Origin of the sequence: Agrobacterium bohemicum (assembly GCF_002896715.1) — a bacterium.
Classification (GTDB): domain Bacteria; phylum Pseudomonadota; class Alphaproteobacteria; order Rhizobiales; family Rhizobiaceae; genus Agrobacterium; species Agrobacterium bohemicum.
Genome location: NZ_PGEL01000023.1, coordinates 132259 through 149221 on the forward strand (window position 1 = coordinate 132259; position 16963 = coordinate 149221).

Here is a 16963-nt window from a genome sequence, read left to right on the forward strand (position 1 = left end):
CGGATGCCCAAAGGAGTTTCAATGACATTGGTTAGAACCTTTGAGGGGAAGAACCCTCGTATAACAATGCCGAAAGGCGCAATCGATACTCAAATGCACATGTATCTGCGCGACTTTCCCGCTCAGGAGGGAGGACCGCCTGTGCCGGAGGGAACGCCAGGGCCAGATGAGTATCGCCGNCTGATGAAATGGATCGGCATAGAGCGTGTGGTCATAACCCAGGGGAATGCCCACCAGCGTGACAATGGCAACCTGATCGCCTGCCTGCGAGAAATGGGCAGCGTGGCCAAAGGCGTAGCCGTCGTGACGCGCGAAACACCGCTTGATGAGTTGCAGGAACTTGTCGAAGCAGGTGTCGTTGGTGCACGCATCATGGATCTACCAGGTGGTGCCGTCGATCTCACCCATCTGGAAGAGGTCGACAGCATAGCGCAGGAACTCGGCTGGTCCGTTGCTGTTCAGTTCGATGGCTCCAACATTCTCGATCACGAGCAGAAGCTCGCCGCAATCAAGAGCCGTTGGATTTTCGATCATCATGGCAAGNTTTTTTCCGGCGTCACGCCCGACAGCGATCAGATATCGGCTCTGAAGCGGCTGATCGAAAAGGGAAATTGCTGGTTCAAATTTGCTGGTTGCTATGAATCGAGTCGCTCAGGCGCGCCAGATTTCGAAGACATCGCAGCCGTCGCCCGCGTGATTGCGGAACACGCGCCGGAGCGCATCATCTGGGGCACCAACTGGCCGCACAACAACGCGAAAACAACCGAAGAATATCTAGATGATGCAGACCTGCTGGATACGGTGCTATCGTGGTTGCCATCCGATGAAGCCCGCAAAAAAGCACTGGTGACGAACCCCGAAGAACTGTTTGGTTTCGATCCGGTCTGAGTGAATATGCAAAAAGCCCGGGTTGACCGGGCTTTTTCAAGTCTGGAAATATCTTAGGCCTTAACCGCCGTCGGCGTTATAAAGCACTTCCAGTGTCGGAATCGACGTGATGTTGAAGCCGCCATCGACATAGTGACATTCGCCGGTAACGCCGCGCGACATATCCGACNAAAGATAAAGTGCGGAACCGCCGATATCGTCGATGTCAGGTGTGCGGCGAAGCGGTGCGTTCTTCTGGTTCCAAGAGAAGATCGCCCTCGCGTCCGAAATACCCGCACCTGCCAGTGTACGCACTGGACCAGCGGAGATTGCATTGACGCGAATGCCTTTCGGCCCGTAATCAGCAGCGAGATAGCGAACGGAGGCTTCCAGTGCAGCCTTTGCAACACCCATGACATTGTAATTCGGAATAACGCGCTGCGAGCCGTTATAGGTCAGCGTCAGAATTGAGCCGCCATCGGTCATGAGAGCAGCTGCGCGCTTGGCGATTTCCGTGAACGAGAAACAAGAGATGACCATGGTGCGGCTGAAATTTTCACGCGTGGTATCCGCGTAAAGACCCTTCAATTCATTCTTGTCGGAAAAGCCTATCGCATGAACCACGAAATCGAGAGAGCCCCAGCGCTCGCCCACCGTTTCGAACAGGGCATCCACCGAGGCAATATCCTCGACGTCGCAAGGCACGATAAAGTCGGAGCCGAGCTCCGCAGCCAGCGGCTTTACGCGCTTGCCCAGGGCTTCGCCCTGATAGGTGAAAGCAAGCTGTGCACCCTGCGCAGCCAACGCCTTGGATATCCCCCAGGCAATGGAATGATTGTTGGCGACCCCCATGATGAGGCCGCGNTTTCCCTGCATGATCCCATTCATGGGCAATTATCCGTTATAGCGCTGGAAGACGAGCGTAGCGTTGGTACCGCCGAACCCGAATGAGTTGGAAAGAACCGTATCGATCTTGGCATCGTCGATGCGCTTGCGAACGATGTTCACGCCCTCGAATTCGGGATCGAGGGTCTCGATATGCGCGCTTTCGCCGATGAAACGTTCCTGCATCATCAACAGGCCGTAGATCGATTCCTGAACGCCTGCGGCACCCAGGGAGTGACCGGTCAGCGACTTAGTAGACTGGATGTGAGGAATCTTCGAGCCGAACACTTCACGGATCGCACCGATTTCCTTGCTGTCGCCAACGGGTGTCGATGTGCCGTGTGTGTTGACGTAATCGACCTCGCCCTTCACCGTTGCGAGTGCCTGACGCATGCAGCGAACAGCGCCCTCACCTGACGGTGCGACCATGTCGTAACCATCTGATGTCGCACCGTAACCGACGATTTCCGCATAAATCTTTGCCCCGCGCGNCTTGGCATGTTCCAGTTCTTCCAGAACCAGAACACCAGCACCGCCTGCAATGACGAAGCCGTCACGATTGACGTCGTAGGCGCGAGACGCAACGGTTGGCGTCTCGTTATATTTGGAAGACATCGCACCCATGGCGTCGAACAAGTTGGACATGGACCAATCTAGGTCTTCATGGCCGCCGGCAAACATCACGTCCTGCTTGCCCCACTGAATCATTTCAGCCGCATTGCCGATGCAGTGCGCAGACGTCGAGCAGGCCGACGAAATCGAGTAGTTCACGCCGTGGATTTTGAACCAGGTCGCAAGCGTCGCGGATGCCGTCGAGGACATGGCCTTCGGCACGGCGAATGGGCCGATGCGCTTCGGGCTGTTGTTCTTCAGCGTGATGTCAGATGCTTCAACGATGGTGCGGGTGGAAGGTCCACCGGAACCCATGATGATACCAGTGCGCTCATTGCCGCTGATGTCGCTTTCTTCCAGACCGGAATCGGCAATCGCCTGCTTCATGGCAACGTGGTTCCAGGCACCGCCTTGGCTGAGGAAACGCATAGCGCGACGGTCGACCAGATCGGTTGGGTCGAGCGATGGCTTGCCCCACACCTGGCACTTGAAGCCGTGTTCAGCNAAATCCGGTGAGAACGAGATTCCCGACTTCGCGTCTCTCAATGACGCCGTAACCTCTGCGGCATCCCCGCCGATCGATGAAACAATACCGAGGCCGGTGACTACAACTCTTCTCATAAAGTTGACCTTTTCTCTGTTTGCCGCATGACGCATCTGCTCTTTCGCGGTTAAACCGCCAAGAGCAGACATCCCATATCAGGCGGTCTTTTCTTTAGACAGGCCGACACGCAGGTCCGACGCTTGATAAATCGTTTCGCCATCGGCCTTCAGCCAGCCATCGGCAGTGCCAAGAACCAGGCGGCCACGCATGACGCGCTTGAAATCGATGCCGTATTGAAGGAGCTTCGTCTCGGGACGAACCATGCCCTTGAATTTGACTTCACCTGTGGACAACGCCATGCCGCGGCCCGGCTCGCCCAGCCAGCCGAGGAAAAAGCCCGTCAGCTGCCACATGCCGTCGAGACCAAGGCAGCCCGGCATAATGGGATTGCCCTGNAAATGGCATGGGAAATACCAGTCATCTGGAGATACATCATACTCCGCACGGATGAAGCCCTTGTCGTGAGCTCCGCCGGTTTCCGAAATTTCNGTGATGCGGTGAACCATGAGCATAGGAGGCAGAGGAAGCTGCGCATTGCCGGGGCCAAACAGTTCGCCACGTCCGCAAGACAGAATTTCCTCGTAATTGTAGCTCGATTGCCTCGTTGACATGTTGCTCCGCTTCCCCGTTCACTGGTGTTGAAGGACTTCTTTAGAGCAAGTTAGGTTCAAAATGAAGCGCCACAAGGGCAGCTTGCATCTTCAATCACTTAAGCTCTTGGCAAAGTCCTGTCTTAACATGGCGCCCGCATACAGGAAGCGTAAGTCCTGAACCAGAGGAAAATTGCAAAAACGCCCGGTTTGCAGCCAATTGCTACTGCTGCCATGACGGAAACTATTGAATGCAGTGCCCGTAAAAGTTATATGCTTTCTAAATTGAGTTTATTTGACAGCTTTTGGGGCCGCACTTATGGCATTTGACGCCACGCTGGATATTGGAACAAGGTTGCGCCGTTTCGGCTTGCGACCTACGCGCCAGCGTGTGGCGCTTGGCGACCTTCTGTTTGCCAAGGGCGACCGGCATCTCACGGTTGAAGAACTGCATGACGAAGCCGTGAACGCAAATGTTCCGGTATCTCTGGCAACCGTATACAACACACTGCATCAGTTTACCGAGGCCGGTCTGATCCGCGTTTTGGCCGTGGAGGGTGCGAAAACCTATTTCGACACCAACGTCTCCGACCATCACCACTTCTTTGTTGAAGGTGAAAACGAAGTTCTGGATATCCCCGTCAACAATCTGCAGATCGACAATCTACCGGAGCCGCCTGAGGGCATGGAAATCGCCCATGTCGACGTGGTCATCCGCCTGCGCCGCAAGCGTCGCTGATATCGTCAGGCCTAGGCCATCGCTCAAGCGTTCCTAGTTTGACGGACCTTCGTTGAAGCCGACCTCATCGACCAGTTCGGACGCTTGTTTACGGTGAGCAGCTATGTCAGCAAGTGACAAAGTGTCTGGCTTGATCGGGCCAAAGTTCTTCACGACATCTGAAGGCTGCCCGCCAGGAATCACCGGATATTCGAAAACTTGCTTGGCGTAAATTTCCTGCGCCTCACCGGACGCAAGGAATTCAATCAGCTTGAGAGCATTTTCACGGTTTGGTGCATATTTCGTCATCGCCACGCCGGAGATATTCACATGTGTTCCCCGGTCGTTCGCATTGGGGAAGATCACACGAACGGCGTTACCCCAGACTTTTTCTTCCGGTTCCTGCTCGTTGGTCAGCATCAGGCCAACATAATAGGTGTTTCCAAGCGCGATATCGCATTCGCCGGAATAAATGGATTTGGCTTGTGTGCGATCCGTACCATCCGGTTTGCGGGCCAGATTGTTCTTCAATGCCGTCAGCCACGTGCGGGTGTAGTCAACACCGTGATGGGCGATCATCGATGCGAAGAGCGCAATATTGTAGGAATGCTGGCCGTCGCGAATGCAGACTTTGCCTTTCCATTTCGGATCGGCAAGCTCCTCATAGGTAATATCTTTCTGGCTTACACGGTCTTTTGAGGCATAGACGACGCGTCCACGCGTCGTCAGACCGAACCACTCGCCCTCAGGGTCACGCAGATTGGCGGGGATATCCNTTTCGATGATCGGATCGTTCAGGACGGACTGCGTAACCTTACCTTCCTTGGCTTCGACCAAACGGGCTATGTCGACGGTCAGGAGAATATCGGCGGGAGAGTTGACCCCTTCTGCCTGAAGGCGCTCCACCAGTCCTTTGTCCAGAAACAGGACATTCGTTTCAATACCGGTCTCTTTGGTAAAGGCGTCCAGCAAAGGCTGGATCAGTTCCGGTTGCCTGTAGGAGTAGACGTTGACCTCGCCACCCGCAAAAGCTGTGGACATTCCGCCACTGGCAACCAAAGATGTCGCCGCCATCGCATAAATCACGGATTTCATGCTTGCCATGGGAAACGCCTCCGATAAATTCGATTCTTGAGTTGTTTGTTCATGAATCGAATGGACGGTCAACGGGGCAATTTTGAGAACCAGAAATCTGCGAGAGATTTTTTTACTTCTGGAATTGTTCTAAACTGNAAAAGCGACTATATGACTCCACATTATAGAGTCAGGAGATCAGCATGCGTTTGACCAAACAGACCAATTATGCCGTCCGCATGTTGATGTACTGCGCCGCCAATGAGGGCCACCTCAGCCGTATCCCGGAAATTGCCAAGGCTTATGGTGTGTCGGAATTGTTCCTGTTCAAAATTCTTCAGCCGCTGAACAAGGCAGGCCTTGTTGAAACCGTGCGTGGCCGCAATGGCGGCGTCAAGCTCGGCAAGCCAGCAGACCAGATCAGCCTTTTCGATGTTGTGAAGGTCACCGAAGACAGCTTCGCGATGGCTGAATGTTTCGAGGACGGCGNCGTCGAGTGTCCGCTTGTGGATAGCTGTGGATTGAACTCTGCACTTCGCAAGGCGCTCAACGCGTTCTTTGAAGTCCTGACACAGTATTCGATCGATGATCTCGTCAAGGCACGCCCGCAGATCAGCTTCCTGCTAGGCCTTGAAGAAACCATGGCAAAGCGCCGGCCCGTTAGCGTTGCGGCCACGGCCCCAGCAGCCTGAAGCAGGCGAGACCGGTGATATGAAACCCGCAACATCGTTTGCGGGNTTTTCNTTTTGCCATCCAGTTGACGACAGCGGTTGAACGGGCGCAACTGCACATAGATACTCGCCTGTCCCGATTCCATTCGTATGTGCAATGATCACCAAGCCAGACCTCTACAGCTTTATCCTGACCATCATCATTGGCAGCATCGGCGCCTTCATCGCCTTCGTCATCGGTCTTCCGGCTCCGTTTTTGTGCGGTCCGGCACTTGCCGTCACCCTTGCCGGGTTGGCAGGTTTTAAGCTGTCGATCCCTCCCCTGTTGCGAAACGCCACATTCGTTGTCGTCGGCATTTCCATGGGAACGAGCGTTACGCCACAGGTCATCGACGCTGCAAGGGCTTGGCCGCTGAGTTTCCTGGCGGTTCTAGTTACGGTCGTTATACTTCTCTACGTAGCCTTCTGGATCCTGCGCTACGGTTTTGGCTATGATCGCACGACAGCGATGCTGGGCGCTTCGCCCGGCCATCTCAGCTACATCATCAGCCTGACAGCGGAAACAAAGAGCGATCTGGCAACCGTCAGTGTCATTCAGAGTGTCCGCGTACTGGCGCTGACGCTCGCCGTACCGCTGCTCGTTGAGTATTTCGATCTGATCAGCATAGAACCGATTATCCTGTCGCCACCGATGAGCCCTGTCGTCTTAGGCATGACCATTCTTGCGTCGCTTGCAGTCGGTTGGATTTTCATGCGCTGGCGCTTTCCGGCAGCACTGCTTTTGGGCGGCGTTGCGGTTTCGATCGGTATTCACATCACCGGCTTGACCAGCGGCGGCGTCCCGAGTTGGCTGAGCCAACCCACTTACATCATATTGGGCAGTCTCATCGGCACGCGTTTTTCCCGTGCGTCCCTTCGCGACATGCAAAAGGCGTTTGTCGCTGGCGGGGTGGTCACCATAGCTGTCATGGTCCTTTCCTCGGTGGTTGCGATATTGGTTTCACGGCTGACGGGCGTACCTCTCAACGCTGTCATGATTGCGTTTGCGCCTGGAGGATTGGAAACGATGGCAGCCATGGCGGTCATGATGCACGCCGATACCGCATATGTCGGTTCACACCACGTTCTGCGTCTCTTGTTTCTATCCGTGCTGATGCCATCAGTCATGGGCAAGGATGCGCGCAAGAAACAGGACTAGACCTAAGTTCTTCGTTAGAATCCGCATGCATTCAGCTTCGAATGCGATCCTCTTGGCCCGGCTCTCGTCACGACCACCGGACCGGGGAAAAATCGCCTACATCGACATGAGTACGACTTTCCCGCCGCCGCTCTCCCTGCCGTTCAGAAGACCTGCGGCTTTCCGCTGAATCCGAATCAACTCATCACGCTATCCGGCAGCGACACCGCTGCAACCATCGCAGCTGCTGCCAGCCAGACGAATAACGCCAACGCGGCCACGGATCTATGGCACCGATGGTGGCATTGCTTCGCAACTCCTGCCGTGTTGGTCCATAGCGGACTATCGATGCTGGAAGCAAAAGCCGCCAAGCGCGCAGGCTACTGACATGTTGCCAGCCCCGATGTGTAGAAAAAGTTTCCGCGGCGCTCCGCAATACGGTAAGCGGTTGAGACGGGTTTTGAAATTGCAGAGGTCATCGTGAAACAGGCAATCATCGTTATGGGTGTCAGCGGCTGCGGCAAGTCCACTGTGGGTGAAGAACTGGCTGACAAGCTGAGCATTCCCTTTATGGAGGGTGACAAGCTTCACCCCGCTTCCAATGTCGAAAAAATGGCTGCCGGAATGCCATTGACGGACGATGATCGCTGGCCGTGGCTGGATCTGGTCGGTGCCCAACTGCACAAAGGTTTTGAGGCTGGCGGCATCGTCATCTCTTGCTCTGCACTGAAGAAAAGTTATCGTGAACGTCTGCGTGATGCCTGCGGTGGACCGCTAGCTTTCGTTTACCTGGAAGGAAGCGAAGCGCTTTTGACCGAGCGCATGGGTGCCCGCACAGGCCACTTCATGCCGCTCTCGCTGCTGAAGACCCAGCTCGCAACGCTGGAAGTGCCAACCAGCGAACCCAGCGTCGTCACCGTCAGCATCGACGCCACGCCAGACGAGATAACCGAGAATGCCTTGAAGGGTCTATCTGCTCTTTAAACGCCCAGCTTGTCACGAAGACCGTACCACCAGGCACCGAGCATGGTCAGCGGCACGCGGAACGTCTTTCCGCCCGGAAACGGGTAGTTCGGCAGCGATGACCAGACGTCGAAGCGTTCCGCATGGCCAGCCACCGCTTCGCCCAGTATTTTGCCCAACAACTGTGTCGTCGTCACACCATGGCCGCTGTCGCCGTGGGAGAAATAGATGTTGGGTGCCAGGCGTCCGATGTGCGGAACACGGGTCAGCGTCAGCGCGAAATTGCCACTCCAAGCAAAGTCGATTTTGGCGTTTTGCAATTGCGGAAAAGTTTTGAGCATATTGGGACGGATGACGCTGGTTAGGTCGGCTGGATCGCTGCCGCCATAACCGATACCGCCGCCATAGAGCAGGCGATTGTCGGAGGTGCGGCGATAATAATCGAGGATGTAATTGGCATCCTCGACGCAGTAATTGGCAGGCAGCAGTTCTTCGATCAGCGCCGCGTCCAGCGGCTCCGTCGCCATCACCTGGCTGGATACCGGCATCATCCGCTCACCGATTTCCGGCAATAAACCGCCGAGATAGGCGTTTCCGCAGACGAGTACATATTTGGCGGCAACTTTGCCCTGCGCTGTCCGAACGACCGGGTTTGCCCCTTGTTCGACCGCGATGACGCGTGAGTTTTCGAAGATGCGCCCACCCAATCGATCGATAGCTTCAGCTTCGCCCAGAACATAATTCAGCGGATGAATATGGCCGCCGAAACGGTCGATCATGCCGCCCGCGTAACGGTCCGACTTCACGTATTTGCCGACCTCGGCTTTGGAGACCATTTCGAGACCGGTATGGCCGTGCTTTTCCCAATTGGCCTTGTTGGCCGCCATTTCGGTGATCTGCTTGGGTGTGAAGGCCGCAAAGAACCCGCCATCGACAAGGTCGCAATCGATCTCGTATTTCGCCACACGCTCGCGGATGATCTGGCCGCCTTCAAGTGACATTGCACCCAATTGCGAAGCCTTTTGCGCTCCGTAACGACGGGCTATCGTGTGAAGATCGCGGCTGTAACCATTGACGATCTGTCCGCCGTTGCGCCCCGATGCGCCGAAGCCGACCCTCTCGCCTTCCAGCACGATGACAGAGAAACCTTTTTGCGCCAGTTCCAGCGCGGCCGACAGACCGGTGAAACCTGCACCGATGATGCAGACATCCGCATCCTGATCGCCCTGAAGCGCCGTTCGCACGGTTTTGGTGTTGGCGGACGCCGCGTACCATGACGTGGTGTGGCCAGGATTTGGGGCGTTTGTTACGTCTGCCATGTCACACCGTCCTGATATATGCGTCGTACTCGACGTCGGTCACGCGTAGCGAAAATTCGGACAATTCCTGCTGCTTGCAGGCCGAATAAAGCGTGCGGTATTTCTGCCCGAAGGTTGCATAGGCAAAGCTCGACCGGGTGAAGCGCTGAAGCGCGTAATCCCAGTTCGTTGGCAGTGGCTCATGGTTGACAGCATGGCTGTCACCGGAGATCGCCCCGCCTGGCTGGCGCTTCTCTTTCATGCCGGCAAGTGCCGCACTGAGGATCATGGCAAGCACCAGATAGGGGTTGGTATCGGCACCAGCCACGCGGTGTTCAATGCGGGTGGCGGGTTTGCTCGCCACGATAACGCGCACGGCTGCGGAGCGGTTATCGATACCCCAGGAGGCATAAGTCGGCGCATGTTCGCTGGGGCGCAGGCGGCGGTAGGAGTTGGCATGCGGTGCAAACACCGCCATGCTTTCTCCCATATTCTCTAACAGGCCGCCGACTGAATGCATCAGCGCTTCAGAAGGGCCATTTTCTCCCGCGTAGATGTTGTTGCCATCCCTGTCCAGCATGGNAAAATGGACGTGCATGCCATTGCCAGCCTGCATGCCGTAAGGCTTGGCCATGAAGGTGGCATCAAGATCATGCTTGCGGGCAACACCCTTGACGATACGTTTCAGAAATACGGCGTAATCTGCAGCCTGAAGCGCATTGGGCACATGGTTGAGGTTAATTTCATACTGGCCAGGACCATTCTCGCGAAGGGTCGTGTCCGCCCCCACATTCTGTGCGCTGCAGGCAGTTGAGATGTCGTGAAAAACACCCTCGAAATCCTGCAATTCCGAGATAGACAGGACTTGCGTCTGGCCTGTATGCCAGCGACCCTCGCGGCTACGCGGCGGGCGCACGGGGTCGAGTGCGGAGCGAACGGGGTCGATCAGATAAAATTCCAGCTCCGTGGCAACAACCGGCGTCAGTCCGCGTCGGGTAAAGCCCGACAGTACCTGCGCTAGCACGTTGCGCGGATCGCCATAAAAACCGTTGCCGTCGGGATCTTTCATGGCCAGCAGAACCTGCGCCGTGGGACGCCCCAGCCATGTGACGCGTGATAGTGTTTCCGGGACGGCGAAGCACAAACCATCGGGATCGCCTGTGCCTTCCGCGAGGCCTGCGGCGTTGACATCGCGGCCCCAAATATCCAGCGCGTACACGGAGCGTGGCATGGCCATGCCNTTTTCCAAAACATCGATGGCGCGTTCACGCGGTATCCACTTGCCGCGTGGCACTCCGTTTACATCGATGACAAAGGCTTCGAGAATTTCAATGTCAGGGTTTTGTTCAAAGAACGTCTTCGCGTATTCAATATCGACCATCATTCACCAGCAGGTTGTTTCGTCTTCTGTTCGCGGCAGAGTCGCTAACGGAAAGCATCCACAAGCTGATAAATTAGATATCGCACCGTCATGATGACATTAGGCCTCATTGTTTCCCACGTTCTTGTCCCACCCTACGTGGGCTTGCCCCAGAAGGCCAGCGTGTTCTTGAAAATGCCTAATCGCTGATGGCTGCCGTCTTGACCGCCTCAATATTAAAAGCCGCCGCCATCAGAGCGCGCGTATAGTCCTCCTTTGGCGCCTCAAAGATAGTTTTGGCCGGGCCGCTTTCCACCACTTTGCCCTGACGCATTACAATCATGTCGTTTGCCAATGCTTTTACGACCTTCAGATCGTGGCTGATGNAAAGATAAGCCAGATCATGTCTGGCTTGCAGATCGCGCAGCAGGTCCACCACTTGGGCCTGCACGCTCATATCCAGTGCCGATGTCGGCTCGTCCAGCATCACGAAGCGGGGCTTCAGCACCATGGCGCGGGCAATGGCGATGCGCTGCCTTTGGCCACCGGAAAATTCGTGCGGGAAGCGCCAACGAGTGGCGGTATCGAGGCCCACCTCATCCAGCGCCTGCGCCACGCGCCGGTCCCGCTCATCCGCAGATAGCGAATTTTCATGCACCCGCAAGCCTTCAGCGATGATCTCACCCACAGACATGCGCGGACTGAGCGAACCATAGGGATCCTGAAACACCACCTGAAGCCGGTTTCTGAGCGGCTTCATCATGCCGTAGGAATAACCTTCGATGGACTGGCCGAGAAAGGAGATGCGACCCTTGGATGAAATCAGCCGCGATAGCGCCAGACCAAGCGTGGTCTTGCCGGAACCGGATTCACCAACCACGCCCACCGTCTGCCCTGCCCGCAGGGTAATATCGATGCCATCCACCGCCTTGACGTGATCAACCACCTTGCGCATCAACCCGGCCTTGATCGGGAACCAGACCTTGATGTCATGGCCCTGCATGACAACAGGCTTGCTGCTATCGGAATGCGGTGGTTCGCCCTTTGGCTCGGCCGCCAGAAGATGGCGCGTATAGGCGTGCTGCGGATCGTTAAAGACCTGCGCGACCGTGCCTGTCTCGACGATTTGGCCCTTGGTCATCACGCAGACACGGTCTGCGAATTTCCGCACGATGCCCAGATCATGGGTGATGAACAGCATGGACATGCCATGCTGGNTTTTCAGATTGCCCAGAAGCTCAAGGATCTGCGCCTGCACCGTGACGTCGAGTGCTGTCGTTGGTTCATCGGCAATCAGCAGCTTTGGCCGGTTGGCGAGTGCCATGGCAATCATCACGCGCTGGCGCTGCCCGCCTGACAGCTCGTGCGGATAGGCCTTCAAGCGCTTTTCCGGCTCACGGATACCGACCTGCAACAGCAATTCCAGGATGAGTTTGCGCGCCTCGGCCCCCGATAGGGCCTGATGAAGCTCCAATATCTCGCCAATCTGCCGCTCAATGCTGTGCAGCGGATTGAGCGAGGTCATCGGCTCTTGGNAAATCATGGTGATATCGTTGCCACGAACGGCGCGCAGCTCACGCATTGAAGCGTTCAGCAAATCCTTGCCTTCAAACAGGATCTGGCCAGACGGATGGCTTGCGGCAGGGTAAGGCAGCAATTTCAGGATCGAGTTTGCAGTCACCGATTTACCGGAACCGGACTCACCCACCAACGCCACCACTTCACCCGGCATGATATCGAACGATACGTGATCGACGGCCACGGTTTCCTTGCCGCCCTGATGGAAGGCAATGGAAAGGTCACGGACGGAAAGAAGCGGCGTTGTCGTCTGGTCCGTCATGGCACTCATCGGAAGGTCTTTCGCGGATCAAAGGCATCACGCACGGCTTCGCCAACGAAGATCAGCAAAGACAGCATGATCGACATGGTGAAGAAGGCCGTGAGCCCCAGCCATGGTGCCTGAAGGTTGTTTTTGCCCTGCGCGATCAGCTCACCCAGCGAAGGAGAACCGGGCGGCATGCCAAAGCCGAGGAAGTCGAGCGATGTCAGCGTGGTAATCGAGCCTGAGAGAATGAACGGCAGGAAGGTCAGTGTCGCGACCATGGCGTTTGGCAGAAGGTGGCGGTACATGATGGTGCCATTGCCGACGCCAAGCGCGCGTGCGGCGTTGACATATTCGAAGTTTCTGGCGCGCAGAAACTCGGCGCGAACGATGCCGACGAAACCGACCCAGGNAAATAGCAGCATGATGCCCAGCAATACGAAGAAACCGGGTGGCAGAATGGCGGCGATGATCAGCAGGATGTAGAGCACCGGCATGGACGACCATATCTCGATGAAACGCTGCATCAAAAGGTCTGTCCAGCCACCGAAATACCCCTGCACGGCACCGGCGCTGACACCGACGACGGCAGAGGCGATGGTGAGCGCCAACCCGAACAACACGGAAATGCGGAAGCCGTAGATGACGCGAGCAGCCACGTCGCGCGCCTGATTATCCGTGCCGAGCCAGTTGAGATTACCGAGCGTGCAGCCCGGATCGTCCGTCCCTTGCGGATAACCGGAGCAGCGTTCTTGCGCATCCATCAGCCAGAAGGGTGCTGTGGGTGCCGAATGAGGGATGTTCGAGTTGACTGTCTGATAAGAGTATCGGATCGGCGGCCAGATCATCCAGCCATTGGCGTTAATCTCATCCTGAATGAAAGAGGATTTATAGTCCGTCTGCGCCAGAAAGCCGCCGAATTTCTCTTCCGGGTAATCGACCATGACAGGCATCAGGATCTCGCCCTTGTAGGAGGCAATGATTGGTTTGTCATTTGCCAGAAATTCGGCAAAGAGGCTCAACCCGAATATGACAAGAAACAGCCAGAACGACCAATATCCGCGGCGGTTCGCCTTAAAATTCTGCCAGCGCCGCACGCTTGTCGGAGAGAAGAACGGACGCTTTTGAGGCGGTGCATCGGTGACAACAGGAGTTGTAACACTCATCACACATCCCTCCGCTCAAAGTCGATGCGCGGATCGATCCAGGTATAGATCATGTCGGAGATGAGGCTGACGACGAGGCCCATCAGCGAGAAAATGAACAACGTTCCGAACACAATCGGATAATCGCGGTTGACGACCGAGAGGTAACCGAGTCGTCCAAGGCCATCCAGCGAGAAGATGTTCTCGATCAACAGCGAACCGGTGAAGAAGGCGGAGATAAAGGCACCGGGGAAACCAGCAATGACGATTAACATGGCGTTGCGGAAGACGTGGCCGTAGAGAACCTTACGTTCGGACAGGCCCTTGGCGCGGGCCGTGACCACGTATTGCTTCTTGATCTCATCGATGAAGGAGTTCTTGGTCAGCAGCGTCGTAGTTGCAAAGGCCGAGAGAATGAGCGCAGTCAGTGGCAGTGCTAAATGCCAGAAATAGTCGATGATCTTCTGCCACCATGTCAGTTCGGCAAAATTATCCGATGTCAGCCCGCGCAACGGGAACCAGTCGAAGAACGAACCACCGGCAAACACCACGATCAGCAGAATGCCGAACAGGAAGCTTGGCACCGCATAACCGACGATGACGATGCCCGATGTCCAGACATCGAATTTGGAGCCATCCGAAACAGCCTTCTTGATGCCGAGCGGGATGGAGATGGCGTAGGAGATGATCAATATCCAGAAGCCGAGCGAGATCGACACCGGCAGCTTGTCGATGATGAGATCGATGACGGAGGCATTGCGGAAGAAGCTGTCGCCGAAATCGAAGCGGATGTAATTCCACATCATGTCGAGGAAGCGCGTCAGAGGTGGCTTGTCGAAACCGAACTGCTTTTCGAGTTTGGCGATGAGTTCCGGATCCAGCCCCTGCGCGCCGCGATATTTCGAACCGCTTTCATCCATCCCTCCACCCATGAGGTCGCCACCGCCAGAAAGACGGTCAGACGCACTGTCGCCGGAGCCGGACAACTGGGCGACAACCTGCTCCACCGGTCCACCCGGTGCGAACTGGATGACGAGNAAAGAAATGCCCATGATGCCGATGATGGTCGGTATCATAAGGGCCAGACGCCGCAGAATATAAGCTCCCATCAGGCGCTTCCATGCATGGCAAGAGGTTTGGCTGTCATCGGCTTCGTCAAACCGTTTCCTTTCGGGCCTGCGGAGAAGACCGCAGGCGGCGTGATTCGTAATGGCTCATGTGAATCAAGGCTTGCCTTATAAAGCAAGGCCCACATTATTTTCCGGCGTTTGCAGACCACCATGCGTCGGGGAAGCCGATGCCGTATCGGGGCAGCGTCTGTGGTCGAACGATTGTGTTCCAGTAAGCAATTGAAGTTTCGCCTCGATAGAACTGTGGGATAACGTAAGCGTTCGCCAGCAACACGCGATCCAGCGCGCGGGCAGCAGCGATCTGATCTTCACGATTTGGGGCAAAAATGACCTTGCGGACAAGCGCGTCGACTGCTGAATTCTTGATGCCAGCGACATTGTTCGAGCCCTGCCTGTCGGCCGCAGCTGATNCCCAGAAGTCAGCCTGCTCGTTGCCTGGGTTTGGTGCTGTCGCCCAAACCTTCATGATGACGTCGAAATCGAAGCTGCGGACACGGTTGGTGTACTGAGAGGCATCGACACTGCGAATGGTCGCATTGATGCCAANTTTTTTGAGGTTCTGAATGTAGGGAAGAATCGTCCGCTCAAGACCGGGAGAATCGATCAGGAACTCAATATCCAGTTGCTTTCCGGTTTTGGCGTCCACCATACGGTTACCACGAAGCTCGTACCCTGCTTCCTTCATCAGCTTCACCGCCTCACGAAGATTGTCCCGCAGCTTCGCCGGATCGCCGCCAACCGGGTTGCGAAACTCCGTCGTGAAGACTTCAGGCGGAATCTTGTCTTTGACTTCGTTGAGCATCTCCAGCTCTTTGCCGGAGGGAAGACCGGATGACGCAAGTTCGCTTCCCCAAAAGAAGCTATCGACGCGTTTCAGCTGCCCATAGGCCAGAGTTTTGTTCAAGTCCTCAAAATCATAGGCGTAGTTCAGTGCTTGCCGCAATCTCGGATTTTGAAATTTTTCGCGCCGACCATTTGGCACCAAAGCTTGCATGACGCCTACCGAGCGAAATACATTCGGCAATTGTTCCCGTTTTATCTGCCCATTTTTCACGGCAGGAATGTCATACCCCGTCATCCAACGACTGGATGATTGCTCTTGGCGGTAATCGACATTTGCAGATTTGAATGCCTGAAACTCCACGTCCTGATCCGCAAACACCGTGTAGGTGATGGTCTTGAAGTTGTTCATACCCACATTGAGGTTGAGGTCCTTGGCCCAATAATCATCCCGACGCTCATAGGTAATGGTCGAACCGGGCGAGATGGACGCGATCTTGTACGGACCAGACCCCATCACTGGCTCCAAGGTGCCCCGGGAAATATCGCGCGGCTTGCCGTCCGCGCCGTTGTCTTCCCACCAATGCTTCGGCACAACCATCACCTGGCCGACAATCTGTGGCAATTCCTTGTTGNTTTTTTCATCGAAGGTGAAGGTGACCTCGCGCTCACCGGTCTTTTCTGCCTTGGTGACATGGGCGTAATAGGTTGCCAGCTGCGGGCTTAAATCCTTTGCTTTCTCGAAACTGAAAACGACATCTTCAGGTGTCACCGGCTGACCGTCCGCCCACTTCGCTTCTTTTCGCAGCCGGAAAGTGGCTTTGGAGATATCGTCGGGATAGCTGACCGCTTCGGCAAGAAGCCCGTAAGATGAGGAGAGCTCTTCTTCCGAGGATTTCATCAGCGTATCGAATACAGCGCCGAGACCCGTCGCAAGTTCACCCTTTGCCAGAAGCGGATTGACCGTATCGAAGGTGCCGGCGGTTGATAGGCGCAGCGTCCCGCCTTTCGGCGCATTCGGGTTCACATAATCGAAGCGCTCGAAACCATTGGGATGCTTCAACTCACCGACGGTCGAAATCCCGATGCGCCAGTTTTCAGCGTCTTGAGCCCGCACCGTGATCGGAACGATCACACACGATACGGCAGCCAGAGCAAACAGACCGGATTTCAACTTTGCCAATGCCATGAAGCGACAGTCCTTTTCGTTTTCGTTGCTGTGCACCATAAGACAAACATTGGCNAAATATAGGGGATTTGGCTCACA

Annotated in this window: 15 protein-coding genes and 1 pseudogene; 6 read left to right on the top strand and 10 right to left on the bottom strand. The window is 55.7% G+C overall.

Features of this window, described 5'->3' with window-relative positions; genetic code table 11:
- Nucleotides 1–99: 99 nt before the first annotated feature.
- Nucleotides 100–888 (top strand): amidohydrolase family protein, encoded by a 789-nt coding sequence (locus CUC55_RS09710; protein WP_483415238.1) that lies wholly within the window; start codon nucleotides 100–102, stop codon nucleotides 886–888.
- A 60-nt stretch (nucleotides 889–948) separates the two neighbouring features.
- On the opposite strand, the gene fabI is transcribed toward CUC55_RS09710, so the two are convergent.
- The 3 genes from fabI to fabA form a co-directional block, all read right to left on the bottom strand.
- On the bottom strand, nucleotides 949–1755 hold the full coding sequence (fabI, locus tag CUC55_RS09715) for an enoyl-ACP reductase FabI (RefSeq protein WP_103087697.1): 807 nt from the start codon (nucleotides 1753–1755) through the stop codon (nucleotides 949–951).
- Nucleotides 1756–1761: 6 nt separating this feature from the next.
- On the bottom strand, nucleotides 1762–2985 hold the full coding sequence (gene fabB, locus CUC55_RS09720) for a beta-ketoacyl-ACP synthase I (protein WP_103087791.1): 1224 nt from the start codon (nucleotides 2983–2985) through the stop codon (nucleotides 1762–1764).
- A gap of 78 nt (nucleotides 2986–3063) precedes the next feature.
- Entirely contained in the window at nucleotides 3064–3579 is a 516-nt protein-coding gene (gene fabA / locus CUC55_RS09725; protein WP_103087698.1) for a 3-hydroxyacyl-[acyl-carrier-protein] dehydratase FabA, read from the bottom strand.
- A gap of 298 nt (nucleotides 3580–3877) precedes the next feature.
- Here fabA and irrA point away from each other — a divergent pair, with 298 nt between their 5' ends.
- Complete coding sequence (gene irrA / locus CUC55_RS09730) at nucleotides 3878–4297, top strand: iron response transcriptional regulator IrrA (RefSeq protein ID WP_067649433.1); 420 nt, start codon at nucleotides 3878–3880, stop codon at nucleotides 4295–4297.
- 33 nt (nucleotides 4298–4330) lie between these two features.
- Here irrA and CUC55_RS09735 read toward each other — a convergent pair whose 3' ends face one another.
- Nucleotides 4331–5380, bottom strand: coding sequence for a Fe(3+) ABC transporter substrate-binding protein (locus CUC55_RS09735; RefSeq protein ID WP_103087699.1), 1050 nt, complete (start codon nucleotides 5378–5380; stop codon nucleotides 4331–4333).
- A gap of 173 nt (nucleotides 5381–5553) precedes the next feature.
- On the opposite strand from CUC55_RS09735, the gene rirA reads away from it, so the two are divergent.
- The 4 genes and pseudogenes from rirA (at nucleotide 5554) to CUC55_RS09755 (ending at nucleotide 8182) form a co-directional block, all read left to right on the top strand.
- Entirely contained in the window at nucleotides 5554–6042 is a 489-nt protein-coding gene (gene rirA / locus CUC55_RS09740; RefSeq protein WP_103087700.1) for an iron-responsive transcriptional regulator RirA, read from the top strand.
- Between the two features lie 136 nt (nucleotides 6043–6178).
- A complete protein-coding gene (locus tag CUC55_RS09745; protein WP_067649441.1) occupies nucleotides 6179–7219 on the top strand; it encodes an AbrB family transcriptional regulator in 1041 nt (346 codons plus the stop codon).
- A 108-nt stretch (nucleotides 7220–7327) separates the two neighbouring features.
- Nucleotides 7328–7508, top strand: a pseudogene (locus CUC55_RS09750) (ABC transporter substrate-binding protein); the annotation flags it as partial.
- Between the two features lie 191 nt (nucleotides 7509–7699).
- Nucleotides 7700–8182: a gluconokinase gene (locus CUC55_RS09755; RefSeq protein WP_067649445.1), complete on the top strand. Its 483-nt coding sequence runs from the start codon at nucleotides 7700–7702 to the stop codon at nucleotides 8180–8182.
- On the opposite strand, the gene CUC55_RS09760 is transcribed toward CUC55_RS09755, so the two are convergent.
- The 6 genes from CUC55_RS09760 to CUC55_RS09785 form a co-directional block, all read right to left on the bottom strand.
- Nucleotides 8179–9480 carry an NAD(P)/FAD-dependent oxidoreductase gene (locus CUC55_RS09760; protein WP_067649448.1) on the bottom strand — a complete coding sequence of 434 codons (1302 nt, stop codon included), beginning with the start codon at nucleotides 9478–9480 and terminating at the stop codon, nucleotides 8179–8181. The two genes, CUC55_RS09755 and CUC55_RS09760, sit on opposite strands and share 4 nt — an antisense overlap.
- Nucleotide 9481: 1 nt before the next feature.
- The gene (locus tag CUC55_RS09765; RefSeq protein ID WP_170063855.1) at nucleotides 9482–10843 is read right to left on the bottom strand and encodes a glutamine synthetase family protein; all 1362 of its coding nucleotides are present in this window, start codon (nucleotides 10841–10843) and stop codon (nucleotides 9482–9484) included.
- 175 nt (nucleotides 10844–11018) lie between these two features.
- Nucleotides 11019–12668: an ABC transporter ATP-binding protein gene (locus tag CUC55_RS09770; protein ID WP_103087701.1), complete on the bottom strand. Its 1650-nt coding sequence runs from the start codon at nucleotides 12666–12668 to the stop codon at nucleotides 11019–11021.
- Nucleotides 12665–13807 carry an ABC transporter permease gene (locus tag CUC55_RS09775; protein WP_103087702.1) on the bottom strand — a complete coding sequence of 381 codons (1143 nt, stop codon included), beginning with the start codon at nucleotides 13805–13807 and terminating at the stop codon, nucleotides 12665–12667. The genes CUC55_RS09770 and CUC55_RS09775 overlap by 4 nt, the downstream gene beginning before the upstream one ends.
- Nucleotides 13807–14895 carry a microcin C ABC transporter permease YejB gene (locus tag CUC55_RS09780; RefSeq protein WP_103087703.1) on the bottom strand — a complete coding sequence of 363 codons (1089 nt, stop codon included), beginning with the start codon at nucleotides 14893–14895 and terminating at the stop codon, nucleotides 13807–13809. Before CUC55_RS09780 ends, CUC55_RS09775 begins: the two co-directional genes overlap by 1 nt.
- Nucleotides 14896–15040: 145 nt before the next feature.
- Nucleotides 15041–16885 carry an extracellular solute-binding protein gene (locus tag CUC55_RS09785; RefSeq protein WP_103087793.1) on the bottom strand — a complete coding sequence of 615 codons (1845 nt, stop codon included), beginning with the start codon at nucleotides 16883–16885 and terminating at the stop codon, nucleotides 15041–15043.
- Nucleotides 16886–16963 lie beyond the last annotated feature (78 nt).

Excerpts from the sequence above, each read along its gene's own strand:
- irrA (WP_067649433.1), top strand. The coding sequence starts at position 3,878 with ATGGCATTTGACGCCACGCTGGATATTGGAACAAGGTTGCGCCGTTTC.
- CUC55_RS09745 (WP_067649441.1), top strand. The coding sequence starts at position 6,179 with ATGATCACCAAGCCAGACCTCTACAGCTTTATCCTGACCATCATCATT.
- CUC55_RS09755 (WP_067649445.1), top strand. The coding sequence starts at position 7,700 with ATGGGTGTCAGCGGCTGCGGCAAGTCCACTGTGGGTGAAGAACTGGCT.
- CUC55_RS09760 (WP_067649448.1), bottom strand. The coding sequence starts at position 9,480 with ATGGCAGACGTAACAAACGCCCCAAATCCTGGCCACACCACGTCATGG.